Source organism: Terrihalobacillus insolitus (genome assembly GCF_028416575.1).
Classification (GTDB): domain Bacteria; phylum Bacillota; class Bacilli; order Bacillales; family Amphibacillaceae; genus Terrihalobacillus; species Terrihalobacillus insolitus.
In genome coordinates this window covers 33,455-56,889 of record NZ_JAMQKB010000018.1, presented here as the reverse complement: position 1 = coordinate 56,889, position 23,435 = coordinate 33,455, and the positions used below count along the sequence as shown (strand labels likewise).

At 38.9% G+C, this 23,435-nt stretch carries 16 protein-coding genes; 13 read left to right on the top strand and 3 right to left on the bottom strand.

Annotated elements, in window-relative coordinates:
• The 13 genes from NC797_RS14315 to NC797_RS14255 form a co-directional block, all read left to right on the top strand.
• The coding region (locus tag NC797_RS14315; RefSeq protein WP_272437490.1) for an FGGY-family carbohydrate kinase at window positions 1-721 on the top strand (721 nt) is incomplete at its 5' end.
• Window positions 722-764: 43 nt separating this feature from the next.
• Complete coding sequence (gene araA, locus NC797_RS14310) at window positions 765-2,249, top strand: L-arabinose isomerase (RefSeq protein WP_272437489.1); 1,485 nt, start codon at window positions 765-767, stop codon at window positions 2,247-2,249.
• Window positions 2,250-2,402: 153 nt separating this feature from the next.
• Entirely contained in the window at window positions 2,403-3,530 is a 1,128-nt protein-coding gene (locus NC797_RS14305; protein ID WP_272437488.1) for a GntR family transcriptional regulator, read from the top strand.
• 383 nt (window positions 3,531-3,913) lie between these two features.
• Complete coding sequence (gene chvE / locus NC797_RS14300) at window positions 3,914-4,990, top strand: multiple monosaccharide ABC transporter substrate-binding protein (protein WP_272437487.1); 1,077 nt, start codon at window positions 3,914-3,916, stop codon at window positions 4,988-4,990.
• Between the two features lie 87 nt (window positions 4,991-5,077).
• Window positions 5,078-6,610: a multiple monosaccharide ABC transporter ATP-binding protein gene (gene mmsA, locus NC797_RS14295; RefSeq protein ID WP_272437486.1), complete on the top strand. Its 1,533-nt coding sequence runs from the start codon at window positions 5,078-5,080 to the stop codon at window positions 6,608-6,610.
• A 3-nt stretch (window positions 6,611-6,613) separates the two neighbouring features.
• On the top strand, window positions 6,614-7,771 hold the full coding sequence (mmsB, locus tag NC797_RS14290) for a multiple monosaccharide ABC transporter permease (protein WP_272437485.1): 1,158 nt from the start codon (window positions 6,614-6,616) through the stop codon (window positions 7,769-7,771).
• A gap of 438 nt (window positions 7,772-8,209) precedes the next feature.
• Window positions 8,210-9,532: an FAD-binding oxidoreductase gene (locus NC797_RS14285; protein ID WP_272437484.1), complete on the top strand. Its 1,323-nt coding sequence runs from the start codon at window positions 8,210-8,212 to the stop codon at window positions 9,530-9,532.
• A gap of 2 nt (window positions 9,533-9,534) precedes the next feature.
• Window positions 9,535-10,893, top strand: a complete 1,359-nt coding sequence (locus tag NC797_RS14280) for a (Fe-S)-binding protein (RefSeq protein ID WP_272437483.1) — start codon at window positions 9,535-9,537, stop codon at window positions 10,891-10,893.
• A complete protein-coding gene (locus NC797_RS14275; protein WP_272437482.1) occupies window positions 10,893-12,350 on the top strand; it encodes an FAD-linked oxidase C-terminal domain-containing protein in 1,458 nt (485 codons plus the stop codon). Before NC797_RS14280 ends, NC797_RS14275 begins: the two co-directional genes overlap by 1 nt.
• A 181-nt stretch (window positions 12,351-12,531) precedes the next feature.
• Window positions 12,532-14,712, top strand: a complete 2,181-nt coding sequence (locus NC797_RS14270; RefSeq protein ID WP_272437481.1) for a malate synthase G — start codon at window positions 12,532-12,534, stop codon at window positions 14,710-14,712.
• 342 nt (window positions 14,713-15,054) lie between these two features.
• Window positions 15,055-15,834 (top strand): fumarylacetoacetate hydrolase family protein, encoded by a 780-nt coding sequence (locus NC797_RS14265; RefSeq protein WP_272437480.1) that lies wholly within the window; start codon window positions 15,055-15,057, stop codon window positions 15,832-15,834.
• 145 nt (window positions 15,835-15,979) lie between these two features.
• On the top strand, window positions 15,980-16,756 hold the full coding sequence (locus NC797_RS14260; RefSeq protein ID WP_272437479.1) for an IclR family transcriptional regulator: 777 nt from the start codon (window positions 15,980-15,982) through the stop codon (window positions 16,754-16,756).
• A gap of 127 nt (window positions 16,757-16,883) precedes the next feature.
• Entirely contained in the window at window positions 16,884-18,668 is a 1,785-nt protein-coding gene (locus NC797_RS14255) for an L-lactate permease (protein ID WP_272437478.1), read from the top strand.
• Between the two features lie 1,151 nt (window positions 18,669-19,819).
• On the opposite strand, the gene NC797_RS14250 is transcribed toward NC797_RS14255, so the two are convergent.
• From NC797_RS14250 to galE, 3 genes are read right to left on the bottom strand one after another with little or no spacing between them, the layout of a single operon-like run.
• Window positions 19,820-20,866 carry an aldose epimerase family protein gene (locus NC797_RS14250; protein ID WP_272437477.1) on the bottom strand — a complete coding sequence of 349 codons (1,047 nt, stop codon included), beginning with the start codon at window positions 20,864-20,866 and terminating at the stop codon, window positions 19,820-19,822.
• A gap of 4 nt (window positions 20,867-20,870) precedes the next feature.
• A complete protein-coding gene (galT, locus tag NC797_RS14245; protein ID WP_272437476.1) occupies window positions 20,871-22,382 on the bottom strand; it encodes a UDP-glucose--hexose-1-phosphate uridylyltransferase in 1,512 nt (503 codons plus the stop codon).
• Between the two features lie 7 nt (window positions 22,383-22,389).
• Window positions 22,390-23,382, bottom strand: coding sequence for a UDP-glucose 4-epimerase GalE (galE, locus tag NC797_RS14240; protein WP_272437475.1), 993 nt, complete (start codon window positions 23,380-23,382; stop codon window positions 22,390-22,392).
• Window positions 23,383-23,435: the final 53 nt, after the last annotated feature.

Genomic DNA, 23,435 nt, shown 5'->3' with positions numbered 1-23,435 from the left:
TGGTGTGGTCGAAGATGGCATTATTCCTGGATATTATGGATATGAAGCAGGACAATCAGCAGTTGGAGATATCTTTGCTTGGTATGTCAATCAAGGTGTTCCAGCCTATGTAGAAAAAGAAGCAGAGAAAGAAGGGATTAATGTTCACCAGTGGCTAGAACAGAAAGCGGCGGTATATCAGCCAGGTGAAACGGGGCTGTTAGCACTAGATTGGTGGAATGGCAATCGTTCTGTTCTAGTAGACACAGAGCTAAGTGGCTTGTTAATCGGGGCAACACTGCAAACAAAGCCAGAAGAGATCTATCGTGCCTTACTGGAAGCAACGGCATTTGGAACGAAAAAGATTGTGGACGCATTCCACGAAAATGGAGTACCAGTCGACGAGTTGTACGCATGTGGCGGTCTCCCACAAAAAAATAAGCTATTAATGCAAATATATGCAGATGTAACAAATCGTACGATTAAAATAGCAGCATCGAAACAAACGCCTGCTTTAGGGGCAGCGATGTTTGGGGCTGTGGCAGCAGGGGTGGATAATGGTGGATATGACTCTATTCTGGAAGCAGCAGAAAAAATGGCGCGTGTCAAAGATGAAGTGGTTACACCAATTCCTGAAAATGTTGCCGTGTACGAAAAATTATACAAAGAATATTCAACATTACATGACTACTTTGGCCGCGGCGAAAATGATGTCATGAAGCGATTAAAATCATTTCGCTAAAACTACGATTCTATTTTTTAAATTATATCAAGGGGGGATCATCGTGTTAACAACAAAGACCTATGAATTTTGGTTTGTTACTGGTAGCCAACACTTATACGGGAAAGAAGCACTCTTAGAAGTAGAAAATAACTCACAAAAAATAGTGGAAGGTTTAAATGAAGAAGGCAAACTTCCTTTCAGAGTTATTTTTAAATCTGTTTTAACAACCGCTGAAGAAATAAGAAGAACTAGTCTTGAAGCTAATTCAAATGATAACTGTGCGGGGCTAATAACGTGGATGCACACATTTTCCCCAGGTAAAATGTGGGTTTCCGGTCTCGCTAAGTTACAGAAGCCATTATTGCATCTGCACACTCAGTTTAATCGAGATATACCTTGGGGCAAGATTGATATGGATTTTATGAATTTAAACCAATCAGCCCACGGTGACCGTGAATATGGGTTTATTGGCACACGAATGAAACTTGCTCGGAAAGTTGTCGTTGGGCATTGGGGCAATCAAGAAGTGAGACAAAAAATAGGGGATTGGATGAGAATTGCAGTAGGTTACGTTGAAGGAAATAATATTCGGGTGGCTCGTTTTGGGGATAACATGCGACATGTTGCAGTAACGGATGGAGACAAGGTTGAAGCTCAAATTAAATTTGGTTGGACCGTCGATTATTATGGTGTTGGTGATTTAGTAGAGAAGATCAATCAAGTTTCTGACGAAGCAGTACATTTGTTATTTAATGAATATACACAGATTTATGACATTGACCCAGAGGATAAAGTAAATGGTTCAGTGAAAGAATCAATTATAGAACAAGCAAGAATTGAATTAGGATTAAAGGGGTTCTTAGAAGAAGGAAACTACACAGCGTTCACAACTAATTTCGAGGATTTGCACGGTATGAAGCAATTACCTGGGTTAGCTGCTCAACGACTAATGGAACAAGGTTATGGTTTTGCTGGTGAAGGCGATTGGAGAACAGCAGCTCTTCTTAGGTTAATGAAGATTATTTCAAATAATGAAGGGACATCCTTTATGGAGGATTATACGTACCACCTAGAACCAGGAAATGAAATGATACTCGGATCACATATGCTTGAAATTTGTCCGACTGTAGCAGCGACAACGCCTAAAATTGTGGTGAGCCCACTTTCGATTGGTGGGAAGGCAGATCCTGCTAGGTTAGTTTTTGACGGACAAGGAGGATCTGCAATCAATGCATCGCTTGTGGAGTTAGGTGGTAGATTTCGTTTGGTAATAAACGAAGTGGTGGCGGAACAACCTAAGCAAGAAACGCCAAACTTACCTGTTGCTAAGGTGCTTTGGAAGCCAGATCCATCTTTAAGTGAGGCTACCGAGTCGTGGATTTATGCTGGGGGTGCCCACCATACTGTATTTTCTTTTACTGTTACCACGGAACAGCTTTATGATTTTGCTGAAATGGTCGGAGTGGAGTGCGTAGTGATTGATAAACACACACAATCTAGACAGTTAAGAAATGAATTGAAATATAGTGAGGCTGTTTGGAGGTGAAAAATCGTATAGCAGAGCGATCAGAAAAGGTCGTTCTGCAAACCATTTAAACTTTAGTGTCTATAACCGTAGATATGATATGATGCTTATACGAACAAGTAATACTAAAACGCAGTCGTGAAGCTGTTAAGTATATGTGATTGAGGTGCTCTTATGGAAACGAAATATAACATTGTAAAACAAGCAGTCAAATCAAAAATAATAGATGGAACTTTTACTTCTCATCAAAAAATCAATTCAGAGAGTGAGTTAATGAAGCAGTTCGGTGTTAGTCGACATACTGTTCGATTAGCTATTGGAGATTTAGTAAATCAAGGATGGTTATATAGGGAGCAAGGTTCAGGGACCTATTGTGCGGACCGAAGCACCCAACAAACAAAAACTGGATCAAGACAGAAGAATATTGCCATTATTACAACGTATATTTCAGATTATATTTTCCCTTCAATCATTCGTGGAGCAGAATCAATACTTAGTGAAGAGGGATATCAAGTTAGTTTATTTAGTACGAATAACGATCATGAAACGGAAAGGAAACTCCTTGAAAAGATTCTTTCTCAGTCTTTTGATGGAGTGATTATAGAGCCGACAAAAAGTGCCTATTCTAACCCTAATATAAATTATTATTTAAATCTAGAGAGGTTATCGATTCCGTATATTATGATCAACGCTTATTACGACGAATTAGAGCCACTTAGCATTGTAATGGACGATGAAAGAGGTGGATTTATGCAAACAGAACACCTCATTAAACTTGGGCACAAGGATATTATTGGTTGCTTTAAGACAGATGACCTTCAAGGAACAAAGAGAATGAAGGGTTATTTGAAGGCGCATAGGGAATACCAAATTCCTCTAAATCCAAAAAATATCATCACATACAACACCAAAGAAAAACAGACAAAGCCAATCAATGAACTACAAAAATTATTATCAGGAAATCAAGACATGCCAACTGGAATGGTCTGCTATAATGATGAACTTGCAATCAAGTTTCTTGACGTGTTAAGAGAGAAAAGTATTCATGTTCCAAGTGATTTATCGATTGTTGGCTATGATGATTCTTTTTTGGCCGAGGTTTCCGAAGTAAAATTGACTTCGGTTATTCACCCAAAGAGTGAGATGGGACGGGAAGCAGCTAAAATGATTATTGAGTTAATCAGCCTTAAAGAAAGCAGCAAGCATAATGAAATGACCAAAGTGGAATCTATTGTGTATCCACCAGAAATGGCTGTTAGAAATTCAACAAAAGAATTAAATCCTTTGAAGATAGGTTCTTAGCGGCGGTAGGTTCTATTAATAAAGTTATTGCTTTTAGTTGAACACGTCTGTTTTAGAAGGTTAATTATTACGAATAAGTGATACTTTAATGAGTAGAATCTCTACAATAAATTACACGGAGTAATTTAAAAAAAATACAAAAATTCATATTGCAAAATATATTTCGATAACCTATAATATATGTACGTACAACATGGTTTTATTTTTATTTATTTTGTACGAACATGTCGAGATTTCATAGATGAGAAAATGAAGATAATCTTTAGAAATTATCATATTTTTTCACAACAATGTAAGCGCTATCTATACATTTCTTTCTATGAAAACATCCATTTGTGTTAAATACATAAATGGGTAAGCATTAACTAAAAGGGGGAGAAAAAATGAAGAAAGTAGGCTTTATGTTATCGCTTTTGATTCTAGTGATCGCTTTAGTAGGTTGTGGTAATCAAGCGGGTGGAACTGGGGGCGATGAGAAATCTGTAGGAATTGCAATGCCGACTAAATCATCAGAACGCTGGGTAAAAGATGGGGAAAACATGGTTGGAGAATTTGAAAAGTTAGGATATAAGACGGATTTACAGTATGCACAAGATGTTGTAGAAAATCAAATTTCACAAATTGAGAACATGATAACAAAAGGCGTTGACCTTCTTGTAATCGCCTCCATTGATGGTGAAGCACTATCAGATGTGCTAGATCAAGCACAAAAACAAGAGATTCCTGTTATCGCATATGACCGCTTGATCATGAACAGTGATTATGTAAGTTATTATGCTACGTTTGATAACTTTCAGGTTGGTGTACAACAAGGTACTTATATAGAGGATAAGCTTGGCTTAAAGGATGGGGAAGGTCCGTTTAACATTGAGTTATTTGCAGGGTCTCCTGATGATAACAATGCGTACTTCTTCTGGGATGGAGCTTTGTCTATATTGCAGCCATATATCGATAATGGAAAATTAGTAGTTAAGAGTGGCCAAACAGATTTTGAACAAAGCGCTACGTTAAGGTGGAGTGGGTCAAAAGCACAGGAAAGAATGGATAACCTGATAAGCTCTAATTATTCTAGCGAAAAAATCGATGCAGTACTTTCACCTTACGATGGAATAAGCATTGGGATTATTTCGTCTCTAAAGGCAGTAGGTTACGGGACAAGTGATAAACCAATGCCAATCATCACTGGACAAGATGCGGAATTAGCTTCTGTTAAATCTATCATTGAGGGTGAACAAACACAAACTGTATTCAAAGATACTAGAGAACTTGCCAAAAAAGCAGTGGACATGGGAGATTCTGTACTTAAGGGAGAAGAACCTGAAGTGAATGATACTGAAACATATGATAACGGGAAAAAAATAGTTCCTTCTTATTTATTAAAGCCGGTTTCCGTGGATATTAACAATTACAAGGAAATATTAGTTGATTCCGAGTATTACACGGAGGAAGACTTAAACTAGGGAACCGTATATTTCTATAGATGATTTAGTGATGAAGATTCATCACTAAATCATCCTACTTATTTTCATATAAGGGTGTGTGAGAAAATGTCTGGAACCATATTGGAAATGAGCGAAATTACAAAATCATTTCCTGGTGTCAAAGCATTAGATAACGTGAATTTAAATGTGGAAAAGGGAGAAATTCATGCTTTAATTGGGGAAAACGGTGCTGGAAAGTCTACATTAATGAAGGTATTAAGCGGTGTGCATCCATATGGTAGTTACTCTGGGGACATTATATTAAACGGTAAAAAATGTGACTTTAAAGATATTAATCAAAGCGAGGCATTAGGTATTGTTATCATCCACCAAGAATTGGCGTTGATTCCTGAACTTTCTATTGCGGAAAACATTTTTTTAGGAAATGAACAGGCAAGCAGAGGTATTGTCCACTGGAATGAAACGATTACAAAAACGAAGGAACTCCTAAAAAAAGTAGGATTAAATATATCACCTAAGGTACAAATCAAAGATATCGGTGTTGGGCAACAGCAATTAGTTGAAATTGCAAAAGCGCTATCAAAAGATGTAAAATTGTTAATTTTGGATGAGCCTACATCCGCACTCAACGAGGAAGATAGTCAAAATTTACTTAACTTGTTACTTGATTTTAAAAAGCAGGGAATCACCTCTATTCTTATTTCCCATAAATTAAAGGAACTTATTAAGGTTTCAGACAGAATAACTATTCTCAGGGATGGCAAGACCATTGAAACATTAACTCTTGATGAGGATGAAATTAGTGAGGATCGTATCATTAAAGGAATGGTTGGTAGAGATCTTTCAAATCTGTTTCCCGTTAGGAATCCAAACATTGGAGAGGTTTTATTTGAAGTGGAAAACTGGTCGGCATATCACCCTGTAAACTCAGACAGACAAATATTGTTTGATGTCAAATTCAATGTAAGAAAAGGCGAAATAATTGGAATAGCTGGTTTAATGGGAGCTGGTAGAACAGAACTAGCAATGAGTATTTTCGGTAAGTCCTATGGTAAGAAAATAACAGGAAAAGCATACAAAAATGGAGTGGAAATAGATATAAAGAACGTTGGTCGCGCCATAGAAAATGGCATAGCCTATGTTTCAGAAAACCGTAAAGAGTTTGGATTAATTTTAATAGAAAGCGTCAAAAACAACATTACGCTTGCAGGCTTACATCAAGTTTCAAACAATAGTATTTTAAATTCTAATGAGGAAGTAAAAGTAGCTGAGTCTATCAAATCTAAGATAAATATCAAGGCACCAACCATTTATCAAAAAGCGTTAAACCTAAGTGGTGGAAATCAACAAAAAGTAGTGCTTGGGAAATGGATTTACACAGATCCCGAAATTTTAATTTTGGATGAACCTACCCGCGGAATTGACGTGGGTGCAAAGTTTGAAATCTATAAAATTATCAATGAACTAGCAGATAAGGGTAAAAGCATCATTATGATATCTTCAGAACTTCCTGAATTACTAGGAATGTGTGATAGGATTTATACGATGGCAGAAGGTAAAATTACTGGTGAAGTTAATAAACAAGATGCAAATCAAGAAATATTGATGAAATACATGACCGAAGACTGGAGGGCATAAACAGTGGATGGAATAAAAAATTTAATCAACAATAATATAAGAAAATTCGGCATGATCATTGCTTTAATTGGAATAATTATATTATTTCAGGTTTTAACTGGTGGTATACTATTAAAACCATTAAACGTTACAAACATTATTATGCAAAATAGTTATATCATTGTGCTGGCTATAGGTATGATGTTAATTATTATCACTGGTGAAATTGATTTATCAGTTGGTTCAGTTGCTGCTTTCATTGGTGCTATTGCTGGTTTGTTTATTGTCACCTATGATATGCCAGTTTTTTTAGGCATTCTTTTATGCTTGGTATTCGGTGTTATTATTGGAGCTTGGCAAGGATTTTGGGTAGCATATGTAAACATCCCATCCTTTATTGTAACACTTGCAGGTATGTTGCTGTTTCGGGGTTTAACACTCGTTGTATTGGATGGTAAAACAATTGCACCATTTCCCGATAGCTTTCGAAGTTTAAGTTCCGACTTTCTACCCGATATTTTTGGGGGAGGAAGTTTGCAGTTTTTTACGGTCATTATTGGTATTATGCTCTCTTTCTTTTACATTATAAATGAGTTAAGAATACGAAAAAATGAGCAAAAATATAATTTTCAGGTTAGCTCATTTTCGTTGTTTGTTACAAAACTTTTCATCATTACGGTAGTTATCAATTTATTGACTTATGAGTTAGCCCTATATGAGGGATTACCATATGTGCTAATAACTTTAATAGTATTAATTATTGGTTACACATTTATTATGAATAATACAGTTTACGGCCGTCATATCTATGCAGTTGGTGGTAACGCTAATGCGGCTCAATTATCAGGGGTAAAAACAAAAAAGATGAAATTCTTGGTTTTTATAAACATGGGAGTTCTCTCAGCACTGAGTGGAATAATATTCGCTGGAAGACTTAATGCAGCAACCCCTCAAGCAGGTAATCTATTTGAATTAGATGCTATTGCGGCGGCAGTCATCGGTGGAGCGTCATTCACTGGTGGAGTAGGTACTGTCTTTGGGGCGGTTATTGGTGCCCTTGTTATGGGTGTTTTGAACAACGGGATGTCTTTGATGGGTATTGGCATTGATTGGCAACAGGCTATAAAAGGGCTTGTTTTGTTGGCGGCTGTTGCATTTGACGTATTAAATAAAAATAAGTAGATTAAAAAAAGCCAAAGCAAAATTTGCTTTGGCTTTTTTGATACTAGGTGACAGTAAGTATTCTTATATGGGTCAATGCTGTATAGCAAACCACCTACACTCCAGAACTAACCAAAAATTCAAAAAACTCATTGCAAATCTTCCATTTAAATGGTTTAATTAATGTACAGAATAACATCCATTCATTTTTTATGTATATCCGGCTAAATAGGAACATAATCATCATAGTGAAGTTATCTATCAATCCATCACATGTGGAGCGTGGAAAAATCTACTGTTAACCACATCAGATTTTTAAGGACTCGATTTCTATTGCATCTTTGTGTTTTTGTCAGATCAGAAGCGGTTGTAAAAATTAGGAACCATTATAAAGAAATATTTTTTTGCGTAATTAACGAAACGATGTTTGTTATTACGAAACAATAGGAGGTGTTGGGATTGATCGTAGCAGATATTTTAACAGATCTAAAATCTTTGATACCTGAAGGTCAGGTGAAGGAAGAGGAAAGACAAAACCATTCATTGGGAAACAGGGGACAGGTGACGGTCTACCCTAAGTCCGAAGCAGAGATTGCAAGTATCCTCAAATACGCAAATGAGAATGGCAAAAACATATCGGTAATGGGAGGTGGGACAAAAAGGGGATATGGTGGTTTAGTAGAGACTGCTGATATCTTACTCTCATTATCCGATTATAAAGGAATTATCGAACATACTGTTGGAGACATGACATTAACAGTTAGGCCTGGTACTACGTTTAAAGAAATACAGGATTATTTAGCAGAGCATGACCAAAAAGTATCACTGGATCCTGCATGGCCAGAATATGCAACAATAGGCGGGATAATTGCAGCAAATGAAAGCGGACCCAAACGACTTGGTTATGGATCAGCTAGAGATGTTGTGATCGGGATGAAAGTTGTTTATCCAAATGGAACGATTATTCGTACAGGTGCAAAAGTAGTAAAAAATGTGGCCGGTTATGATATGAACAAACTTTTTATCGGTTCGATGGGTACATTAGGAGTTGTTTCGGAAGTGACCGTTAAATTACGTCCCGTGCCTAAGCATGAAAGTCTAGTTCTTCTATCGTTTCCAAAAGGAAATATGGAGGAAATTCGATCTTTCGTTATCGACCTTTTAGATGCACCAATGGAACCGACCTCACTTGAATTGTTAAGCCCAGCCTTGTCAAATAGGTTGATAAATAGAGCACACTACACATTAGCCATTTCCTTTGAAGATGTAGAAAAATCCGTGCATTACCAGGAAAATTTCATAAATAACAGTGAGCATAATGCGGAAGTATCAATTTTACGACAAAAGGAAACACAAGCGTTTTGGGATGAATTCTATACCATTCGTCCAAATGGCACAGAGCTTATCACTAATAATGAAACAGAGGCAGCATTGAAAATAGGTATCGTGAATCTTGATGTTCTCAAGGTTATAAAAGAAGCTCACGTTTTACAAGATGCTAACAATCTTGTCATCCAAGCACATGGCGGATTAGGGCATGGGCTATGCCAAGTGATTTTAAAAGGTGCGAGTGATGATGTCGTGGCAGCCATCAAGCAGCTAAGGTATTTTGTTGTACAGCTTGGTGGATATGTGACGATTACACATCTACCTCTTTCATTACGTCAACAAATCGATGTTTGGGGTGAACAACCATCGTATTTCTTCTTATTAAAACAAATGAAATCAAAGATTGATCCAAACAATGTCTTGAATCATAAACGATTTGTGGGAGGGATATAAACGTGAGCCAAACAGCTAGCAGTGTAAAAAAAGAACCTGCATGTTCAACCACAAGCTTAAGCAATTATCTTTGGAGTGATCATCCTGACGAAAACAAATGGGCAGATTGCGTGCATTGTGGCATGTGTTTGGAGGCTTGTCCAACCTATGAGATAACAGGGCAGGAACAGCACTCTCCTCGTGGACGTGTCCATCTAATTAAGTCTGTTTCGGAAGGTAAACTAAAAGTGAATGAGCAGTTTATGGATCCTGTTTTTGCGTGTCTTGACTGTAAAGCATGTACGACAGCTTGCCCTGCCGATGTGGATGTGGGGGGGTTAATTGAAGAGGCTCGGGGACAAATTCGTCAAGCAATGCCCTTAACAGGATGGAAAGGAACAGTAAGTAAATTTTTTCTTCAAGGCCTGTTTCCCCATCAGAATCGCTTAAATTCACTAGGGAATCTATTGAAATTCTATCAAAAAAGTGGCGTACAAAAGGTAGTAAGAAAAACGGGGATGTTGCATGTGATGCCACAACATTTGATGGAAATGGAAGCGATTATGCCAGAAGTAAAGGACTCTGTAAGAAAAAAGTATAAAAACGAACAAGTGGTCAAATCAAAAGGGGAAACGAAACATGAAGTTGCACTGTTAACTGGGTGTGTGATGGATGTCATGTTTAGTGATATTAATGAATCTACTGTCAATGTCTTAACACGTAACGGAAATGATGTAACGATACCACAAACGCAAACATGCTGTGGGGCATTACATGTGCATGCTGGTGATCGTGAAACAGGAAGAAAGCTAGCTAAACAAAATATCGAAGCATTTAAGGACTCTGAAAAAGTAATTGTCAATGCAGCTGGTTGTGGATGTGCAATGAAGGAGTATCCGGAACTATTTCGAGAAGATCCAGAGTGGCGTGATAAAGCAGAAGCCTTTTCTGAGAAGGTTGAAGATATTTCAAAGTACCTTTATGACACAGGATATGAGACACCAAAAGCAGAAATCAATAAACGGATAACATATCATGATGCCTGTCATCTTGCACATGGTCAAGGTGTACGTCAACAACCACGTGACCTGTTACTTGATATTCCTGGGGTAGAAATGGTTCACATGCCAAATGCAGACCGTTGCTGTGGAAGTGCTGGTATCTACAATATTACGAATCCAGAAATGGCTGGAGAAGTACTCGAAAGCAAGATGGAGAATGTCCCAGAAGACGTTGAAATGATAGCAATGGGCAATCCTGGCTGCATGCTTCAAATGGCAATGGGAGTACAAAAGTATGGGAGAAATCAAAAAATTGTCCATACGGTTCAGTTGCTAGATTGGGCCTATCAAAAAGAGGATAGCGTCAAGGAGGGGGAGTAATGGCAGTAAAAAAAGTTAAAACAAAGGATAAACACATTAAAAATCTGGCTCGAATTGTTGAAAGCCCACGTTCCATTCTTTATCATGAAGAAGATTTAATTTCCTATGATTGTGATGGCTTCACACTTCATCGCCATTTGCCGAAAGCGGTTGTTTTCCCAAAAGATACAGAGCAGGTAGCGAAACTTGTGAAATATTGTGATGATAACGAGTTACCCTTTCTTGCCCGCGGTGCTGGAACAGGCTTAAGTGGTGGTGCTGTTCCGTTAAATGGGGAAGTCATCATTAGTTTAGTACGGATGAAGCGTCTTTTGCAGGTAGACTTAGAGAATAGATACGCTGTTGTAGAACCTGGTTTTATTAATCTAAAGCTGACAAACTCAATATCTGATAAAGGGTATTATTATGCACCAGATCCTTCGAGTCAATCCTGTTGTACGATTGGTGGAAATGTTGCTGAAAATGCAGGTGGAGCACACTGTCTGAAATATGGTGTAACAACAAACCATATTTTAGGACTAGAGGTTGTGTTGCCAAATGGAGAAATTATTGAAATTGGTAAAGATGGTGTTCCAGATCGTCCTGGATATGATTTGTTGGGAATTTTAACAGGATCTGAAGGGACTTTAGGTATTGTTACGAAAATAACCGTACGAATTTTGAAAACACCAGAAGCAAAACAGACGGTGTTGGCCTATTTCGATGAGGTTACAGATGGAAGTCAAGCTGTATCGGATATTATTTCAAAGGGGATTGTTCCAGCTGCACTTGAAATGATGGATAAAACAGCGATAGAGGCCGTAGAATCTGCTTCGTTTCCAGTAGGGCACCCTAGGGACATTGAAGCGTTATTGCTTATTGAAGTTGATGGCATCTCTGCAGGAATTGGCGAGCAAATAGAACAAATAATGGAAGTATGTAACAACAGAAATGTTCGCGAAGTAAAAGTAGCACAAGATGAAGAAGAAAGAGGAAGATGGTGGGCAAATCGCAAAACGGGTTTTGGTGCGATGGGCACAATTTCCCCAGATTATTTAGTGCAAGACGGTGTGATTCCACGTAGTAAGTTACCAGAAGTGTTAAATAGAATAAACCAAATCAGTGATAAATATGGTTTGCGTATCGCTAATATTTTTCATGCTGGCGATGGTAATCTTCATCCACTTGTTCTTTTTGATGCCAGAAACCCAGGTGAAACAGAAAGTGCCCTAAAGGCTGGAACCGAATGCTTACAAGTATGTGCTGATGTTGGTGGCTCGATCACAGGTGAACATGGAGTTGGAATTGAAAAAAAGGAAGAAATGCGGTTCGTGTTTAGTGACGACGAAATCATGGCTCAGACAGACGTTCGTGAAGTGTTCAATCAGAAAAGTCTTTTAAATGCAGGAAAATTATTTCCAACTCCTGGTCGTTGTGTTGAAGTAAAGATAGAAACGAAGGAAGCTGCTTCTGTATAACAGCAAAACGTATTGTTTATATGGTGAAAAAGCGATTAAAAAAACCTATTGAAATAGAAGGAACACCGCAGTATCCTATTTTTGAAAGTAAAACGAAACAATGTTTCTTAATGAAAAACATAAGCTTAAATTTTTGAATTATTTTAAAGAATTTATATTATATGAGGGAGGAAATTTAATTTTGAGTAACTATTTAAATGTAGGAAAACTCCAAGTGGATTCCGTTTTTTATGAATTTATTAACGCTGAAGCATTACCAGAGACGGGGTTGAATAAGGAACAGTTCTGGTCGGATCTCGAAACATTGATACAGGACTTTACTCCAAAAAATAAAGCATTATTAGAGCATCGAGATGAGATCCAAAATAAAATCAATGCATGGCATAAGGAAAATAATGATCGTTTTGATTTTGAAAAGTATACATCATTTTTGCATGAGATTGGCTACTTAGAACCTGAGGTAGAAGATTTTCAAATTACTACAAAAGATATAGATGATGAAATTGCTATACAAGCTGGGCCACAATTAGTAGTTCCGGTAAATAATGCGCGTTATGCGATTAATGCTGCTAATGCCCGTTGGGGAAGTTTGTATGACGCTTTATATGGTACGGATGCGATTAGTGAAGAAGGCGGAGCTGAACTTAAGGGGGCATATAATCCGGTTCGTGGGGAGAAAGTTATTTCTTATGCAAAAGATTTTCTTGATCAATCGGTACCACTAGAAGTGCATTCACATAAAGACGTAACGAAATATACTGTCGTCGGTGGTGCATTGGTCGTTTCATTACGCAATGGGGGGACAACAACCCTTCAGGATGGTACTAAATTTTCTGGTTACCAAGGAGATCCTGATAATCCATCCACAATCTTACTTAAGAATAACGGACTGCATTTTGAAATTCAAATTGATCGAAATCATGCTATTGGCAAGACGGATCAAGCAGGTGTTAAAGATATTGTTATGGAGTCTGCAATTACAACGATCATGGATTGTGAGGATTCTGTAACTGCCGTAGATGCTGAGGATAAGGTAGAGGTTTATCGTAATTGGTTAGGTCTAATGAAAGGAGATTTGACTTCTACATTCGAGAAGGGTGGAAAGCAAATTACGAGAACCCTTCATCCAGATCGTAAATACACATCCCCAGCTGGAAAAGCGGTCACTTTAAGAGGGCGCTCGCTTATGTTTGTCCGAAATGTAGGCCACTTAATGACGAATAATACGATACTAGATCAGAATGGCCAAGAAATTCAAGAAGGGATTCTAGATACTGTTATTACAAGTTTAATAGCGAAACATACACTATTAGGTAATGGAAAATATCAAAATACATCAAAGAATTCGGTATATATAGTGAAACCAAAAATGCATGGGTCAGAAGAAGTGGCTTTTGCCAATGAGCTATTTGACCGTACGGAAGACATGCTCGGACTAGAACGGAATACACTTAAAATAGGTGTGATGGATGAGGAACGTCGTACTACATTGAATTTGAAAGCTTGTATCAATCAGGTGAAGGATAGGGTTGCATTCATTAATACAGGGTTTTTGGACCGAACTGGCGATGAAATCCATACTTCCATGGAAGCAGGACCAATGATTCGTAAGGGTGACATGAAATCATCCAAATGGTTACAGGGCTATGAACAATCGAATGTAAGTATTGGTTTAACAAGTGGTTTTCAAGGTAAAGCACAAATTGGTAAAGGAATGTGGGCAATGCCTGATCAGATGGAAGACATGTTAAAACAAAAGGGGGCACAACTAAAAACAGGTGCGAATACCGCATGGGTACCTTCTCCTACTTCAGCTACCTTGCATGCGCTTCATTATCACCAAACAGATGTGACAAAAGTGCAAAACGAAATGGCCAATGAATCGAAAAATTTTCGTGATGATATATTGGAATTTCCAATTGCAAAAAATCCGCAGTGGAGCCCTGAAGACATTCAGCAAGAGCTTGATAATAATGCCCAAAGTATACTTGGTTATGTCGTACGCTGGGTAGAACAAGGCATTGGCTGTTCCAAAGTACCAGATATCAATGATGTGGCATTGATGGAAGACCGTGCTACTCTTAGGATCGGCAGTCAACTTTTGGCTAACTGGCTTCATCATGGAGTTTGTACGAAAGAACAGGTGGTAGAAACGTTAAAACGAATGGCCAAAGTGGTGGATCAACAAAATGCTGGTGATCCAGCATACAGAGCAATGTCTCCTGACTTTGACAGTTCTGTCGGATTTCAAGCTGCAAGTGAACTAATATTCAAAGGCTATGACCAGCCAAATGGATACACAGAACCGATCTTGCATCGCAAAAGACTGGAAGCTAAAGCAAAGTACCCAGTAAAACAATAGAAGAGGATGTTCAAAAAGTCACCAAATGATAAGCTGCGCATCTCTTCGTTGGCTTGTTTTTCCGTTCCTTGGAAAAGAAACTCGCTTTTCCTGCGTGCGGAGTTTATTCGGGGAAGCATTCCTTTTGCTCACGTATTAAAAGCATACGCTGCGCTACTCAAAACTACGCCGCCTCGACCTGCTTGCTTCTAATTTGCCGACTTTTTGAACACGCACTAGAAGGCAATAAAGCCATAGGGCATTTTACCAGATTTAGAATGTTCTATGGTTCATTGTACTGGAGTATTCTTTCAAATTTGAACGCACACTAGAAGGAAATATCACACAGAAGGGGTTATGATAATGAAAATTGCTAGATTTACTGTAAACGACAAAGTTACGACAGGTGTTTTAGATGATCATAAGGTAAAGGAAATCACAGGTGATATTTTTGGTGATTGGGAGTATACAGGTGCATCATTTGCTGAGAATGAAATAAAGTTACTCGCACCGATAGAACCGAATCAGGTGATTGGAATCGGGGCAAACTACGTTGCTAAAGTGGAAGATATTCCGAATGAGCTGCCAGACATTCCAGTATTTTTCTTCAAATCTACATCATCCGTAATTGGGCCAGAAGATAAAATTGTTATCCCTGATCGTGTTGATCAAGTGAAATTTGAATCAGAATTAGCCGTTGTTATTGGGAAAGAAGCAAAAAATGTGCCTGAATCAGAGGTGTTAGACTATGTATTTGGTTATACGATTGGAAACGACGTAACAGCACCGCAATTTTTTCATGAAGATGGTCATTGGACAATCGGTAAATCGTTTGACACATTCACACCATTAGGTCCCGTGGTGGAAACAGACCTCGATCCGTCTAGCGTTTATGTCAAAGCTAACCTTAACGGGAATGAAAAACAAAACAGTTCAACTGGATTAATGATTATTCCAATTAGAAAAATGATTTCCTATCTTACTACCGTTACGACGCTTAAACCTGGAGATGTCATTTTAACAGGAAGTCCTGTTGGTGCTGAGTTTGTAGGAGAGGGGGACGTAATTGAATGTGAAATTAAACAGATTGGAACATTAAGAAATACGTTTGTAGCTTCTAGAAAAACAGCAAACAATTATTAATTGCCCAAATACCCGGCAACAATAAATATAAGCGAACTCGTTTCAACTAGCTGAAACATTGGGGAATCAGATGAAGTCTCGACTCCACCTGATTGGAAATGAAACCCTAAAACCATGTAAAGATTAGCACTAGAGGTGGTCAATTGTGGAAAGAGAGAATATGGTGAAGTCTGTTAGCCGGGCATTGGATATTATTCAATTAATAAGTTCAAAAAAAGACGGATTAGGTGTTACAGAGATAGCAAATCAAATAGACATTAATAAAAGTTCTGTCTATCGAATCCTATCGACACTTGCACAATATGGATATATCGAACAAGAAGAAGAAAAGGGTAGGTATAAGCTCGGGTACAAATTTTTGGAGGTTAGCACAAATTTACTAGATTCAATTGATCTAAGATCGGAGGCAAGGCCTTACTTACTGGAGTTGGAAGAAGAAACAAATGAGGTAATTCATCTTGTTGTATTTGATCAGGATGAAGTTGTTTATATTGAAAAACTAGAAGGAAACGAAACGTTACGTATGCACTCCAAAGTAGGAAAAAGAGCCCCTGTGCATTGTACGTCAGTTGGAAAAGCAATCCTAGCTCATCTACCAACAAGTGTTGTATTGGATATTATGGAACGAAGTGGAATGCCTGCCCACACAGACAAAACGATTACCGACAAGGAGGCTTTCCTTCGAGAGCTCATAGAAGTGAAAAAAAGGGGGTATGCCCTTGATCTAGAGGAAAATGAATTTGGAATCATCTGTATTGCAGCACCTATTTTTAATCATTTAGGAAAAGTTACCGCAGCTGTTAGTGTTTCTGGACCAACTATTCGGATGACAGATAATCGAATCGAACAACTGAAGGCTCGTATGATAGAAACGGGTAAAAACATATCTATAAGGCTTGGAAATGTAAGTGGAATAAATTAAAAATCAGTTCCATATTGTTTATAGAACGGTATGGAACGTCAAAAAAATACTGAAAATTAACAATAGTGTTGAATTATTAATTTCGTAAAGGCTTGTTATTATTACATTACAGAGAGGGGAAAAAGTAATGAGTACTGGAATGTTAGCATTATTGTCTCTTGTTCCGATTATCGTAGTCGGTGTTCTATTAGTTGGAATGAGATGGCCAGCAAGTAAAGCAATGCCAGTTGCTTACTTAGCGACCGTTGTACTTGCCTTGTTCATTTGGAGGATACCTGGGGCAAATGTGGCTGCTGCATCTATCAATGGTTTAGTTGTAGCTGGAACGCTCTTGTACATTATTTTTGGCGCAATTTTACTTTTAAACACATTGCAAGAAAGCGGTGGAATCAAAACCATTCGGCAAGGTTTCACAGACGTTTCAGCAGATCGCCGTATTCAAGTCATTATCATTGCATGGTTGTTCGGATCCTTTATTGAAGGGTCGGCAGGATTTGGTACACCGGCAGCAGTAGCCGTACCATTACTAGTTGGGTTAGGATTCCCAGCGATGGCTGCAGTTATTGCTGGCATGGTTATTCAAAGTACACCCGTTTCCTTTGGTGCTGTTGGAACACCAATTTTAGTAGGTGTACAAAGTGGATTATCATCAGGTTCAAGTATAACGAATGATCTTCTTGCAATGGTAACTATGATTGGTGGAAAAGTTGCAATTCTTCATATGATTGCAGGTACACTCATTCCGCTTTTTGTCGTTGCATTAATGACGAGATTTTTTGGCAAAAACAAATCATTTTCAGAAGGGATTAAGGTTTGGAAATTTGCATTGTTTGCAGCCTTTTCCATGACGATTCCATATGTAATTGTTGCAAATGTACTTGGGCCTGAATTCCCATCCATGGTAGGGGGATTAATAGGTCTAGCAATTGTTGTACCAGCAGCGAAAAAAGGTTTTCTTATGCCTCCAAAAGAGGAAGAATGGGATTTTGAGGATAAATCAAAATGGGACCCAGAATGGACAGGAACAATAGAAATAAAAGACATCGCACATAAGAGTGGAAGCATGAGCATGGTTCGTGCATGGACACCGTATATCTTAATTGGTTTATTGTTAGTGTTAACAAGATTAAAATCGCTTCCGTTCCTTGAATGGATTAAATCATGGAATGTAGAGATCTCGAACATGTTTGGAACAGATATTTCTGCAAGCTTTCAACCATTGTATTTGCCTGGAACCATTTTTGTAATCGTCTCTCTTATTACATTCTTTATTCACGGAATGAATGGAAGCGCATACAAACGGGCTTGGGCACATTCTGGGAAAACAATGATTGCAGCCTCATCGGCACTTGTATTTACGGTTCCAATGGTGCAAGTGTTTTTAAACTCAGGTGGAGGAGCAGCAGGATTTGAACAAATGCCAGTTGAGCTAGCGAATGGGGTTGCAGCTTTAGCAGGGGAGTATTGGCCGTTTTTCTCAACATTTATTGGGGGATTAGGTGCATTTATTGCAGGTAGTAATACTGTAAGCAACATGATGTTTTCTTTGTTCCAATTCAACGTTGGTTCTCAAATCGGCGTAGATCCCACTTGGGTTGTAGCGCTTCAAGCAGTGGGCGGAGCTGCTGGTAACATGATTTGTGTTCACAATGTAGTGGCGGCCTCGGCAGTAGTTGGTTTAGTAGGAAAAGAAGGGGCGGTTATTCGGAAAACCTTAATTCCATTCACGTATTATGCACTCTTAACAGGATCGATCGGGTATTCTATTGTATGGTATTCTGAAAAAGGAATCTTCAACCTCGGTTCGTTGATTACAGCTTTAATTGTGTTTGCCGTGATCTATATTATCGCAACGAATCACAAACGAACAAACGTGATAATACCGAAAGATTCATCAATCGGTATAAAATAATGATCAGTGCTTGGTGAACTTAATAAATCTACCTGAGTTTAAAAAAACCTCGGTGATTGCCAAGTCTTTAAGGCGACAGCAGAGTAGTAGTCTCAGGGTTGAAGGATAAGAAAGGGAAAAATCTAGATAATTTCATCTAGATTTTTTCCTTTTACTCTAGGGTTTCCTAAACTAGTGTATAAATTTCGTCGTCAATTCATTTCTAGACGCCAAATCCCGCACAAAAGAGCCGAGAAAAGTGGTTCATAGAGCCGATGAAGGACAAATCCCGCGCAAAAGAGCCGGGAAAAGTGGTTCATAGAGCCGGTGAAGGACAAATCCCGCACAAAAGAGTCAGGGAAAGTGGTTCATAAAGCCGATGAAGGACAAATCCCGCACAAAAGAGCCAGGGAAAGTGGTTCATAAAGCCGATGAAGGACAAATCCCGCGCAAAAGAGCCGAGAAAAGTGGTTCATAAAGCCGATGAAGGACAAATCCCACGCAAAAGAGCCAGGGAAAGTGGTTCATAGAGCCGATGAAGGACAAATCCCACGCAAAAGAGCCGGGAAAAGTGGTTCATAGAGCCGGTGAAGGACAAATCCCATGCAAAAGAGCCGAGAAACGCCCTTCATAGAGCTGATGAAGGACAAATCCCACGCAAAAGAGCCAGGGAAAGTGGTTCATAAAGCCGGTGAAGGACAAATCCCACGCAAAAGAGCCAGGGAAAGTGGTTCATAGAGCCGATGAAGGACAAATCCCGCACAAAAGAGCCGGGAAAAGTGGTTCATAAAGCCGATGAAGGACAAATCCCGCGCAAAAGAGCCGAGAAACGCCCTTCATAGAGCTGATGAAGGACAAATCCCACGCAAAAGAGCCAGGGAAAGTGGTTCATAGAGCTGATGAAGGACAAATCCCGCACAAAAGAGCCGAGAAACGCCCTTCATAGAGCTGATGAAGGACAAATCCCACGCAAAAGAGCCAGGGAAAGTGGTTCATAGAGCTGATGAAGGACAAATCCCGCACAAAAGAGCCGAGAAACGCCCTTCATAAAGCCGATGAAGGACAAATCCCACGCAAAAGAGCCGAGAAACGCCCTTCATAGAGCCGATGAAGGACAATTCCACGCATTAGAGCAACGAAACGCCCTTCATAGAGCTGACGAAGGACGTTTTTCACTCCACACCAAACGAAAATACCGTCTTTGTTTGATAGGTGTTCCCCGCTTCCAACACAACGGAAGGAAACCCGGCGTGGTGTAAAGATGCGGGAGATGCTTGGGTTTCCAAACATAAACCTAGATAACGTCGGGATTTTCCCTCTGAAAGCTCAAGATCATCCCCGAGCTTATTAGAGGTGTACATAACCATACCTGGCTGGTCTGTTTCAACTGTTAGCTTACGTCCGCTTTGTTTGTCCTTCACCACAACGTTTTCCTTTTGTGAAGGATCAAAAATAAAATAATGGTCGTAGCCTGCCCCAGCAATTTTATTTTGGTAATAGTTTGAGGTTATGCCAGAATATATTTTCCTGCTTTTACGAAAATCAAACGGAGTTCCGTCAACATCCAGTATGTTACCTGTTGGAATTAAATGTTCATCTAATTCCACGAATTTGCTACTATGAATCGTGATATCATGGTTTTGAATTGTATCCTTTATATTCCCACTTAAATTAAAGTAAGAATGATTTGTCATCGTTAATGGGGTAGCTTTGTCTACTTTTCCATGATACGTTAAGATGAGTTGATTTTGATTATTTAGTTCATAGATGACAGAGATGTCTAAGTTGCCAGGATATCCATTTTCTCCATCAGGACTTTGGTGGGAAAATTTCACTCCAACAGTGGAGGCCGTCTGAAACGTCTCTGACTTCCAAACCACTTGATGGAAACCATTCGTCCCGCCATGAAGATGGTTCATCCCTTCATTGGCGGGTAGAGCATATTTTTGTCCATCAAGCTCAAACGCAGAATCTTGTATCCTTCCTGCAACTCTTCCGACAATAGCGCCAAAGTAATTCGGATTTTTCACGTAATCCTGGTCGTTTTTATAGCCGAGGACTACATTTTCTACGTTACCATTTTTGTCTGGGACGAGCACTTTTGTTATGATCCCACCGTAATTTAAAAAATGTACTTCCATATCATGTTCATTGGAAAGGGTGAAAAGTTTCCAAGTAATATCGTCTGTTACGTTCATATCCTGTATATCTATATGCATTTCATCAGCTCCCATTACTAGTCTCGTTTAACACCTTGATGAATCGCTGGAAGGCTGTTCTTCCTACATCATTTTGTTTGAATACACCTGCATGCTCCAACACCTTACAAAATTTGTGACCTAGTTCCTTTTTTATGATCGAGTCCGCTTCGTCCTCATTTGATTGTTTCCCATACTTTTCTTTTAGTTGGTTGGCCCAATCTACGTGATAAGGTTCGACATTACACGTTTCTCCAAGTAGGAACAGTTTCATTTCCTGTAACTCACTCTCTAACCTGGCTGGTAAAACTGCAAGACCCATCACTTCAATTAATCCAATGTTTTCCTTTTTGATATGATGGACATCTGCATGCGGATGAAAAATACCTAATGGATGTTCTTCCGTTGTCCGGTTGTTTCGTAAAACAAGATCTAGCTCGAAATTTCCGCCGCGCATGCGTGCAATTGGTGTAATCGTGTTATGAGGTGTTTCGTTTGTAAAGGCTATTATATCTACTGTCTCATCACTGTACTCATTCCAAGTGTTTAACACATGTGCCGCAGCGTGTAATAATGTATCTTTTGTTGTGCTTTGTAGCCGAATAACAGACAATGGCCATTTCAAGACAGATGCGCTTATGTTGTCAAAACCGTTTAGGGTAAAAGTAAAAGCGGTCTCTGCACCTGTCATGGCAAATGTATAGCGTCCACCTTGATAATGATCATGATCTAAAATAGATCCACCAACAATTGGCAAATCAGCGTTAGAACCAATAAAATAGTGGGGGAATTTCTCAACAAATGTAAGGAGCCTCTCAAAGGTTGCTTGATCGATCCTCATATCCCTATGTTCTTCTGCCAATAGAATGCAGTGTTCCTTGTAATAGACGTATGGTGAATACTGGAGATACCAGTTTTCATTTGTTAAAGGAATGCGAACAATCCGGTGATTGGATCTTGCTGGATGTCCTGTACGACCAACATATCCTTCATTTTCAACACAGAGAACGCATTTAGGATATCCAGTGTTTACTTTTAGAGCACGTTCGCGTTTCAACTGTTTAGGATCTTTTTCAGGCTTGGATAGATTAATCGTAATGTCCAATGTACCGTATAGAGTGTCCGCTTGGAACTGGATGTTTTTTTGTATGCGATTCATTTGAATGTAATTACTGTTTTTACTTAACTGATAAAAATAATCGGTTGCCGCTTCAGGTGAATCCTCATATTTGTCATAGAAGGTATCATGGATGACAGATGGTCGAGCAACAAACAAATTCATGATCTTTGCCGATAATATTTCTTTGTCATCAAAAACATTTTCTATGACACCTTGTTGAACTGCATAGGTGATCAGTGCCTCCAATAAGTCTGGAATCGACTGATTTGTTTCAAAAGTGTCAGGCTCTGTGTAGGAATCTAACTGAAGGAGACCAAGTAACTGGTTCCGTACGTATATTTTATCCTCTACATCGATAAGCTGAACAATCACTGCCTGTTCGATTAGTGCAGAAAGCTTCTGGTAAATTGTCATCATTAGGCTTTCACATCCTCTTGTATCCATTTGGATTGTTACGATGCCAATTCCACGCATCTTTCATAATTTCATTGATAGAGGTACGAGTTGGATTCCACCCGAGCGTATTTCTCGCTTTTTCTGATGAAGCAATAAGAACACTAGGATCTCCTGCTCTCCGTTTTGCTGTACGTGCTGGGATGTCTTTATTAGTTACATTCCTTGCTGTTTCAATCATTTCTTTTACCGAAAATCCTTGGCTGCTGCCTAAGTTAAAGACATCACTTTTTCCACCTTGTTTCAGATAGTTGAGTGCCAAAAGATGGGCATTTATTAAATCTTCAACGTGAATGTAATCCCGTATACATGTACCATCAGGTGTGTTGTAATTATTTCCAAAAATGGATATGTGTTCACGTTGACCAAGGGCAACCTGCAAAATAATAGGAATTAAATGTGTCTCAGGTTGATGATCCTCGCCTATTTCACCCGATTTTCTTGCACCAGCCACGTTAAAATAGCGTAAGGACACATGTCGAATACCATGTGCAGCTTCACACCATTTCATTAATTTTTCCATGGTAAGTTTGGTTTCCCCGTACGTATTGGTAGGTTCCGTCCTCATTTTTTCTGTAATTGGTACGGATTCTGGTTCGCCATAAGTGGCGGCTGTGGAGGAAAAAACGATTACCTTTACGTCATGTTCCTTCATGACTTGAAGTAGGACTTGGGTTCCATGCACGTTGTTATCAAAATATTTGAGCGGATCTTCCATCGATTCGCCTACAAGTGAATTTGCTGCAAAATGTACGACAGAGTCAATCGATTCTTTTTCAAATATTTCTCGTAAAAAACCGATGTTGCGAATATCGCCTTGATAAAAGGTTGCTTCAGGGTGCACTGCTTCTCGGTGACCCGTTTCAAGGTTATCAATTACAACAACTTTTCTTTTTTGATCGATTAATTGGTATACGGCATGAGAACCAATGTAACCTGCACCTCCTAATACTAAAACACTCATTTAGATACACTCCTCTTGAAAGTTAATATAAAAGTGAATAAATAAATCCAGGT

Excerpts from the sequence above, each read along its gene's own strand:
- NC797_RS14305 (WP_272437488.1), top strand. The coding sequence starts at position 2,403 with ATGGAAACGAAATATAACATTGTAAAACAAGCAGTCAAATCAAAAATA.
- chvE (WP_272437487.1), top strand. The coding sequence starts at position 3,914 with ATGAAGAAAGTAGGCTTTATGTTATCGCTTTTGATTCTAGTGATCGCT.
- mmsA (WP_272437486.1), top strand. The coding sequence starts at position 5,078 with ATGTCTGGAACCATATTGGAAATGAGCGAAATTACAAAATCATTTCCT.
- NC797_RS14275 (WP_272437482.1), top strand. The coding sequence starts at position 10,893 with ATGGCAGTAAAAAAAGTTAAAACAAAGGATAAACACATTAAAAATCTG.
- NC797_RS14265 (WP_272437480.1), top strand. The coding sequence starts at position 15,055 with ATGAAAATTGCTAGATTTACTGTAAACGACAAAGTTACGACAGGTGTT.
- NC797_RS14255 (WP_272437478.1), top strand. The coding sequence starts at position 16,884 with ATGAGTACTGGAATGTTAGCATTATTGTCTCTTGTTCCGATTATCGTA.
- NC797_RS14250 (WP_272437477.1), bottom strand. The coding sequence starts at position 20,866 with ATGCATATAGATATACAGGATATGAACGTAACAGACGATATTACTTGG.
- galT (WP_272437476.1), bottom strand. The coding sequence starts at position 22,382 with ATGATGACAATTTACCAGAAGCTTTCTGCACTAATCGAACAGGCAGTG.
- galE (WP_272437475.1), bottom strand. The coding sequence starts at position 23,382 with ATGAGTGTTTTAGTATTAGGAGGTGCAGGTTACATTGGTTCTCATGCC.